7 protein-coding genes and 1 pseudogene are annotated in these 7,714 nt (G+C 57.5%); 4 read left to right on the forward strand and 4 right to left on the reverse strand.

From position 1 onward, the window contains the following. Nucleotides 1-37: 37 nt before the first annotated feature. Together ACYP2A_RS17690 and ACYP2A_RS17695 are read right to left on the reverse strand one after the other, a co-directional pair. Nucleotides 38-1,402, reverse strand: coding sequence for an aspartate aminotransferase family protein (locus ACYP2A_RS17690; RefSeq protein WP_459746911.1), 1,365 nt, complete (start codon nt 1,400-1,402; stop codon nt 38-40). Nucleotides 1,403-1,441: 39 nt separating this feature from the next. Continuing rightward, on the reverse strand, nt 1,442-2,800 hold the full coding sequence (locus ACYP2A_RS17695; RefSeq protein WP_459746912.1) for a glutamine synthetase family protein: 1,359 nt from the start codon (nt 2,798-2,800) through the stop codon (nt 1,442-1,444). 267 nt (nt 2,801-3,067) lie between these two features. Here ACYP2A_RS17695 and ACYP2A_RS17700 point away from each other — a divergent pair, with 267 nt between their 5' ends. Next, nucleotides 3,068-3,211: a hypothetical protein gene (locus ACYP2A_RS17700; protein ID WP_459746913.1), complete on the forward strand. Its 144-nt coding sequence runs from the start codon at nt 3,068-3,070 to the stop codon at nt 3,209-3,211. Nucleotides 3,212-3,402: 191 nt separating this feature from the next. After that, nucleotides 3,403-4,779 (forward strand): glutamine synthetase family protein, encoded by a 1,377-nt coding sequence (locus ACYP2A_RS17705; protein WP_459746914.1) that lies wholly within the window; start codon nt 3,403-3,405, stop codon nt 4,777-4,779. A 67-nt stretch (nt 4,780-4,846) separates the two neighbouring features. Here ACYP2A_RS17705 and ACYP2A_RS17710 read toward each other — a convergent pair whose 3' ends face one another. Next, on the reverse strand, nt 4,847-5,974 hold the full coding sequence (locus tag ACYP2A_RS17710; RefSeq protein ID WP_459746915.1) for an RHS repeat-associated core domain-containing protein: 1,128 nt from the start codon (nt 5,972-5,974) through the stop codon (nt 4,847-4,849). A 146-nt stretch (nt 5,975-6,120) separates the two neighbouring features. On the opposite strand from ACYP2A_RS17710, the pseudogene ACYP2A_RS17715 reads away from it, so the two are divergent. After that, a pseudogene (locus tag ACYP2A_RS17715) lies at nt 6,121-6,258 on the forward strand (hypothetical protein); the annotation flags it as partial. Nucleotides 6,259-6,342: 84 nt separating this feature from the next. Here the strand turns inward: ACYP2A_RS17715 and ACYP2A_RS17720 are convergent. After that, entirely contained in the window at nt 6,343-7,344 is a 1,002-nt protein-coding gene (locus tag ACYP2A_RS17720; RefSeq protein ID WP_459746937.1) for an RHS repeat-associated core domain-containing protein, read from the reverse strand. 173 nt (nt 7,345-7,517) lie between these two features. Here ACYP2A_RS17720 and ACYP2A_RS17725 point away from each other — a divergent pair. After that, on the forward strand, nt 7,518-7,714 hold a 197-nt coding region (locus tag ACYP2A_RS17725; protein ID WP_459746916.1), incomplete at its 3' end, for a TetR/AcrR family transcriptional regulator.

The following is a 7,714-nucleotide window of genomic DNA, read 5'->3' on the forward strand; positions in this document are numbered from 1 at the left end:
TTAGTCTGGCAATTTACCGGCAAGGCTTTCAAGCCGATTAGCTCTGCAGTGCCATCAAGGTCAGGTCGAGGCACTTGCGCGCCTTTTCCACCAGCTCGTCGATCTGCGCCGGGCTGATGATCAGGGGCGGCGAAATGATCATGGTGTCACCCACGGCCCGCATGATCAGGCCATTCTCGAAGCAGAAGGTTCTGCAGATCATCCCTGCCGACTGCCCGGTATAGCGCGCCCGGGTGGTCTTGTCGCGGACCAGCTCGATGGCACCCAGCAAGCCGACCCCGCGCACCTCGCCCACCAGCGGGTGATCGCTCAGTTCACGCAGACGCTGCTGCAAATAGGGTGCCGTTTGCGTACGCACCCGCTCGACGATGCCTTCTTCGCGCAGGATGCGGATATTTTCCAGCCCCACGGCTGCCGCCACCGGGTGCCCGGAATAGGTAAAGCCGTGGTTGAAATCGCCGCCTTCATTGAGCACCGCGACAATCTCGTCGCGCACCACCAGCCCGCCCATCGGCACGTAGCCGGAGGTCAGGCCCTTGGCAATGGTCATCATGTCGGGCTTCAACCCATAGTAGTCACTGCCGAACCATTCGCCGGTGCGGCCGAAACCGCAGATCACCTCGTCGGCAACGAACAGAATGTCGTAACGGGCGAGGATTTCCTTGATGCGCGGCCAGTAGCTGTCTGGCGGCACGATGACCCCGCCAGCGCCCTGGATCGGCTCGGCAATGAATGCGCCGACCGTGTCGACGCCCAGTTCGAGGATTTTTGCTTCCAGTTGATCGGCCGCCCAGATGCCGAACTCGTCGGGCGTCATGTCGCCGCCGTCGCCGTACCAGTACGGCTGGGCAATGTGCACCACGCCCGGAATCGGCAGGTCGCCCTGTTCGTGCATGTAGCTCATGCCGCCCAGGCTGGCGCCGGCCACGGTCGAGCCGTGATAACCGTTGACCCGGCTGATGATGGTCTTCTTGTTCGGCTGACCCTTGATTGCCCAATAATGGCGCACCATGCGCAGCATGGTGTCGTTGCCCTCGGACCCGGAGCCGGTAAAGAACACGTGGTGCATGCCTTCAGGGGCGATCTGGCCAATCGCCTGCGCCAGCTCCAGCGCCGGCGGGTGGGCGGTCTGGAAAAACAGGTTGTAGTACGGCAGTTCACGCATCTGCCGGCTGGCCGCCGCGACCAGTTCTTCGCGGCCATAGCCGACCGCCACGCACCACAGCCCGGCCATGCCGTCGAGAATCTGCTGCCCTTCACTGTCCCACAGGTACACACCGTCGGCACGGGTGATGATGCGCGGGCCTTTTTCCTTCAGTTGCTTGTAGTCACTGAAGGGCGCCAGGTGGTGCTGGTGGCTCAGGCCTTGCCAGTGAAGGGTTTGCGGGTTCTTGGCGGTCATGAAGACACTCCATTGCCGGGTGGTAATACGGTTACAGGATCAAACGGAGAACAACAGGAACTCGCGCTCCCATGAGCTGATCACGCGCTTGAAGTTCTCGTGCTCGGCGCGCTTGACCGCGACGTAGCCAACGATGAATTTCTTGCCGAGGTACTTCTCGATGGTCTTGCTGTTTTCCAGGCGCTCCAGCGCGTCTTCGATGGTCAGCGGCAGGCGCAGGTTGCGGCGCTCATAGGCGCGGCCCTGTACCGGCGCGCTGGGGTTGATGCCTTCGACCATGCCGATAAAGCCGCACAACAGGCTGGCGGCAATCGCCAGGTACGGGTTGGCGTCGGCGCCCGGCAGGCGGTTTTCGACGCGGCGGTTTTGCGGACCGGCATCCGGTACACGCAGGCCGACGGTGCGGTTTTCTTCGCCCCACTCGACGTTCACCGGTGCCGAGGTATCGGGCAAAAAGCGCCGGAACGAGTTGACGTTAGGCGCGAACAACGGCAGCAACTCGGGGATGAATTTCTGCAGGCCGCCGACATGCTGCAAGAACAGCAGGCTCATGGTCCCGTCTTCATTGGAGAAGATGTTCTTGCCGGTATTGATGTCGATGATGCTCTGGTGCAGGTGCATGGCGCTGCCCGGCTCGCCGGTCATGGGCTTGGCCATGAAGGTTGCCGCCACATTGTGCTTGAGCGCTGCCTCGCGCATGGTGCGCTTGAACACCACGATCTGGTCGGCCAGCGACAGGGCATCGCCATGACGGAAGTTGATTTCCATCTGCGCCGTGCCGTCTTCGTGAATCAGCGTGTCGAGGTCCAGGTTCTGCAACTCGCACCAGTCGTAGACGTCCTCGAACAGCGGGTCGAATTCGTTGGCGGCTTCGATGGAGAACGACTGGCGACCGGTTTCAGGACGTCCTGAGCGGCCCACCGGCGGCTGCAACGGGTAGTCGGGGTCGTCGCTGCGCTTGGTCAGGTAAAACTCCATCTCCGGCGCCACGATCGGCTGCCAGCCCTGATCGGCGTACAGCTTGAGCACCTTCTTGAGCACGTTGCGCGGCGACAGCTCGATGGGGTTGCCCTGCTTGTCGTAGGTATCGTGGATCACCTGCGCGGTCGGCTCTATGGCCCACGGCACCAGGTACACGGCGTTGGCGTCCGGGCGGCAGATCATGTCGATGTCGGCCGGGTCCAGCAGCTCGTAGTAGATCTCGTCCTCGACGTAATCGCCGGTCACGGTCTGCAACAGCACGCTTTCAGGCAGGCGCATGCCCTTTTCGGCGATGAACTTGTTGGTCGGGGAAATCTTGCCACGCGTGATGCCGGTCAGGTCGGACATCATGCATTCGACTTCAGTGATCTTGTGTTCTTTCAACCAATCGGTGAGCTGGTCGAGGTTGCTACTCATAAATACCTCAGGTTTGGTATGTCCTGATGGCGATCAGGCATTTTTGGCGACATGGCGCTGTCACATTGCAAGGCGCGCTGCAGGATCGCAACACCCAGCCGCGCAGAATGCGCCTGGCAGGTGCTGTTTTGATGAATGCAGGACAAATTAAAGTAGCAGGCAGACGTGTCAACAGACCGGGCATGTGCCACAGGCAAGGTGCTGGACGCGCCACTATAGTGATAGGGTGCGGTAAGGCGACCATAACTATGTAGTATGGATCCGGGTATGGATCTGGCCGGCGCTGTGCAGCGCATGTCGTTGATGGTCGATGACAGAGAAGCCATCCAGCCCCCGCTATTTTTGCTGTTCTGGGTTGGAGCGGAGCTTAGCGCTGTTCATTTTATTTCACAACTTTGCAAAAAGCCTTGAACACCGCCCCTCAGAGTCGCGCCAGAATCGCGGTTCACGCCGTTCGCAGATGCTCCGATACGCAGCACGTTCGGCACGAGAGGGCCAATTCAGGGCAAAAAATGGCTCTATTGACTTCATCATGGCTTTCGGATTGACTGAACCCCGCAAGGCTAGATGATTGATATTTTTAACAACAAAGGTGTTGCATCATGTCGGTACCCCCGCGTGCCGTTCAGCTCAACGAAGCGAACGCGTTCCTTAAGGAACATCCTGAGGTTCTCTACGTCGACCTTCTGATTGCAGATATGAATGGCGTGGTGCGTGGCAAGCGAATCGAACGCACCAGCCTGCATAAGGTTTACGAGAAAGGCATCAACCTCCCCGCGTCCCTGTTTGCCCTTGATATCAATGGCTCGACCGTCGAAAGCACAGGTTTAGGTCTTGATATCGGCGATGCCGACCGCATCTGCTATCCCATCCCCAATACCCTGTGCAACGAGCCCTGGCAGAAGCGCCCTACCGCGCAACTGCTGATGACCATGCACGAACTCGAAGGCGAGCCGTTCTTCGCCGACCCCCGCGAAGTGTTGCGCCAGGTCGTCAGCCGTTTCGACGAAATGGGCCTGACCATCTGCGCGGCATTCGAGCTCGAGTTTTACCTGATCGACCAGGAAAACGTGAACGGTCGCCCACAGCCACCGCGCTCACCGATTTCCGGCAAGCGTCCGCACTCGACCCAGGTTTACCTGATCGACGACCTGGACGAATACGTCGACTGCCTGCAAGACATCCTCGAAGGCGCCAAGGAACAAGGTATTCCGGCCGACGCCATCGTCAAGGAAAGCGCCCCTGCGCAATTCGAAGTCAACCTGCACCACGTCGCCGACCCGCTCAAGGCCTGCGATTACGCGGTGTTGCTCAAGCGCCTGATCAAGAACATCGCCTACGACCATGAGATGGACACCACCTTCATGGCCAAGCCTTACCCGGGCCAGGCGGGCAACGGACTGCACGTGCACATCTCGATCCTGGATCGCGATGGCAAGAACATCTTCACCAGTGAGGATCCCGAGCAGAACGCCGCATTGCGTCACGCGGTCGGCGGTGTGCTCGAGACCCTGCCGGCGCAGATGGCGTTCCTGTGCCCGAACGTCAACTCGTACCGCCGCTTCGGCGCACAATTCTACGTGCCCAACTCGCCGACCTGGGGCCTGGACAACCGCACCGTGGCCGTCCGCGTGCCGACCGGCACCGCCGACTCGGTGCGTATCGAACACCGCGTGGCCGGCGCCGATGCCAACCCGTACCTGGTCATGGCCTCGGTACTGGCCGGAGTGCATCACGGTCTGACCAACAAGATCGAGCCTGTGGCACCGGTAGAAGGCAACTCGTACGAGCAGTTCGAACAGAGCTTGCCGAACAACCTGCGCGATGCCTTGCGGACACTGGATGACAGTGAAGTGATGGCGAGATATATCGACCCGAAGTACATCGATATTTTTGTGGCGTGCAAGGAGAGTGAACTGGAAGAGTTCGAGCACTCGATTTCGGACCTTGAGTACAACTGGTATTTGCACACGGTTTGATACCGACATAGAACATTGATGGCCCGCTGAGGCCATTGATGTTCTATCGCGTGTCAAACACTAAGATTTAACGCCTGGCCAGAGAGTTACCTGCCTGGCGTATGCTATCGCTATATTGCCGAAACCTGCCTAGCACCTGCTGCCTCTGAAAAGTCGTCCAGCCGCTCAATTGCCTGTTTTGTATAGACCGCTCAAGATAATCACTCATAGACCGCACTTTCTCAAACGCCCTATTAGCTGAAAAGACATGCACCACATCAAAACTAATGAAAGCTCTAAAGTTTTGTTCTATGTGTCTCGCAAGTTGATCATCGCTCAAAGCGGCTAATGAACGCGCATCATAAAAATCGAAACTTGATCCCCCACCTGTATCTATCCGATTGATTGGGCGAGGCACGCTCCCTCCAGCCCCCCTGGATGTTCTGGCCGCAGGAGGTGGAGCCTGAGGTGCCGTAACTGCATTGGAAGCCGTCGATCCCGAGGGAGCATTGCTGATCGGTACTGCGACAGAGGATCTGGGCATTGGGGTCACCCTGGCAACCGGCCTCTGGCGCACTATTGTGTTTGGGGTGGCTACACCGCTTGAAACAGGCGTTGCTACACGGGGAATGGGAATTGATGAGGCAGGCGCATCCAGGCTAAACCGTGCAATCATACCTCTAAACTTTACATATCCTGTCGGATCACGATAATTCACCGGATCCCCCTGACAATACGTATACGCATTCAACCCACCGTCACCAAACGGGCTCAAACTGTCCGGACTATTGAAACGCATCAACACCGGATTGAACGCTCGATACCCGTTACCGAGCAGATAGTGCCCGGTCACCGGGTCACGCCGCTCGCCATCGAAGCTAAGCAAGCTACTCAAGCCACTGCTCATCGGTAAATGACCGTAGGCGGTATAGGCCGAAGCTTCGCGTTGACCGCCGCCAATCGATTGCAACACCGAACGCTGCTGGTCCGTGGCCAGCAAGGTCGTATCAACCGCCTTGCCGGAAGAGTGCTGCTGCGCCAACAACTGATCGTCGACTTGCAGTATCGAACGATGCAGCGCGCCTTGGGCTTGCATGGCCAGGCGGCTTTTTTGATAGAACAGCCGGATATCGGCCGCGCCTGCCGTTACGTGGCCGGCCAGACGGTCAAGCGGATCGTAGTGGTAACGGCAAAGGAGTGTTTGATGGACGGACATGATCGTGCCTCACTGTAATCCGGGCGTGTGGATCATCAGTGTCCCTCTAAAGAGCGGAGCAGGTAACTGGCAGAAGTATCAGGCAGGAGGGTCGCGCCCGACTCGCCGACCTGAGGCATATGCAACCTGCGCCCTCCATTACGCACGATGAGAGAGATCTGATGGCCAGATATATCGACCCGAAGTACATCGATATTTTTGTGGCGTGCAAGGAGAGTGAACTGGAAGAGTTCGAGCACTCGATTTCGGACCTTGAGTACAACTGGTATTTGCACACGGTTTGATGGCCAAACAAAGCGCATCGCCAATATAAAACATTTGGCGATGCGCTAACTTTAATTGCTTCAGCATAAAAACCACCTATTACTTCAGCGCCTGATCAAAGCATTTATCATTTGATTAACACGCTCGCGATAATGAATAAAATTACTGGCTAACTCTTGCCTCAACTCTTGCGGCACAATCGCCGGAGGCATATCCATCAGCACTTGATGATTATAATCATTTATTCGCCCCAGCTGATCCAACACTCGATCAATCTCTACAGCACCTCTGGCATCGAAAGCATTAAACGCAGCATGATTTTGGTTCATGAAATCCAGATACTCATCACCACTCAGCGTTCTTCGAAATTCTTCACTGTAAAAATCAAACCTCAGCCCTTCACCTGCGTTTATGCTTTCAACTGGGCGAGGCAGTACAGCCGTAGTATCTGAAAGAGTATCGCTAACCCGCACAGGTACAGTGGACCGTTTCGGAAATACCTTAGCACCGCGCAACCACTTCACCGAATCAGTGAAAGGATCTACTATTTTCATCAGCCCATAATAGGGCCCAATGATATGTCCCGTCGGATCTCTATAATTCACCGGATCCCCCTGACAATACGCATACGCATTCAACCCACCGTCACCAAACGGGCTCAAACTGTCCGGGCTGTTGAAACGCATCAAGACCGGATTGAACGCTCGATACCCGTTACCGAGCAGATAGTGCCCGGTCACCGGGTCACGCCGCTCGCCATCGAAGCTAAGCAAGCTACTCAAGCCACTGCTCATCGGTAAATGACCGTAGGCGGTATAGGCCGAAGCTTCGCGTTGACCGCCGCCAATCGATTGCAAGACACAACGCTGCTGGTCTGTGGCCAGCAAGGTCGCTTCAACTGCCTTGCCGGCAGAGTGCTGCTGCGCCAGTAATTGATCGTCGACTTGCAGTATCGAACGGTGCAGCGCGCCTTGGGCTTGCATGGCCAAGCGACTTTTTTGGTAGAACAGCCGGATATCGGCCTCGCCTGCCGTTACGTGGCCGGCCAGACGGTCAAGCGGGTCGTAGTGGTAACGGCAAAGGAGTGTCTGGTGTACGGACATGATCAGGCCCCTGAGTAACCTTAAAGCACGGATCACCAGTCTCACCCTGTATGTCGTGCAGGTTAACTAACAGATCTGATAGGTAGCGCAACCGCGATGTTGGTCTACAGGCAAGGCAGGCGTTTCGCCTGTACACACCGTACAATAGTGACTTATCCGACCCAAGAGACCGATCCATGAACCGCCCCGCCACGCCCCGTAAACCCCGTGCCGCCAGCCAGGCGCGCATCGATGCGATTCTCGATGCCGCCCGCGCCATGCTGGTCACCGAGGGCGTGGACAGCTTGTCGATCTACAGCGTCGCCGAGCGCGCGGACATTCCGCCTTCGTCGGTCTATCACTTCTTCGCCAATGTTCCGGCGTTGCTCGAAGC

The sequence above is a fragment of the Pseudomonas sp. 3A(2025) genome (genome assembly GCF_054589175.1).

Excerpts from the sequence above, each read along its gene's own strand:
- ACYP2A_RS17710 (WP_459746915.1), bottom strand. The coding sequence starts at position 5,974 with ATGTCCGTCCATCAAACACTCCTTTGCCGTTACCACTACGATCCGCTT.
- ACYP2A_RS17690 (WP_459746911.1), bottom strand. The coding sequence starts at position 1,402 with ATGACCGCCAAGAACCCGCAAACCCTTCACTGGCAAGGCCTGAGCCAC.
- ACYP2A_RS17705 (WP_459746914.1), top strand. The coding sequence starts at position 3,403 with ATGTCGGTACCCCCGCGTGCCGTTCAGCTCAACGAAGCGAACGCGTTC.
- ACYP2A_RS17700 (WP_459746913.1), top strand. The coding sequence starts at position 3,068 with ATGGATCTGGCCGGCGCTGTGCAGCGCATGTCGTTGATGGTCGATGAC.
- ACYP2A_RS17695 (WP_459746912.1), bottom strand. The coding sequence starts at position 2,800 with ATGAGTAGCAACCTCGACCAGCTCACCGATTGGTTGAAAGAACACAAG.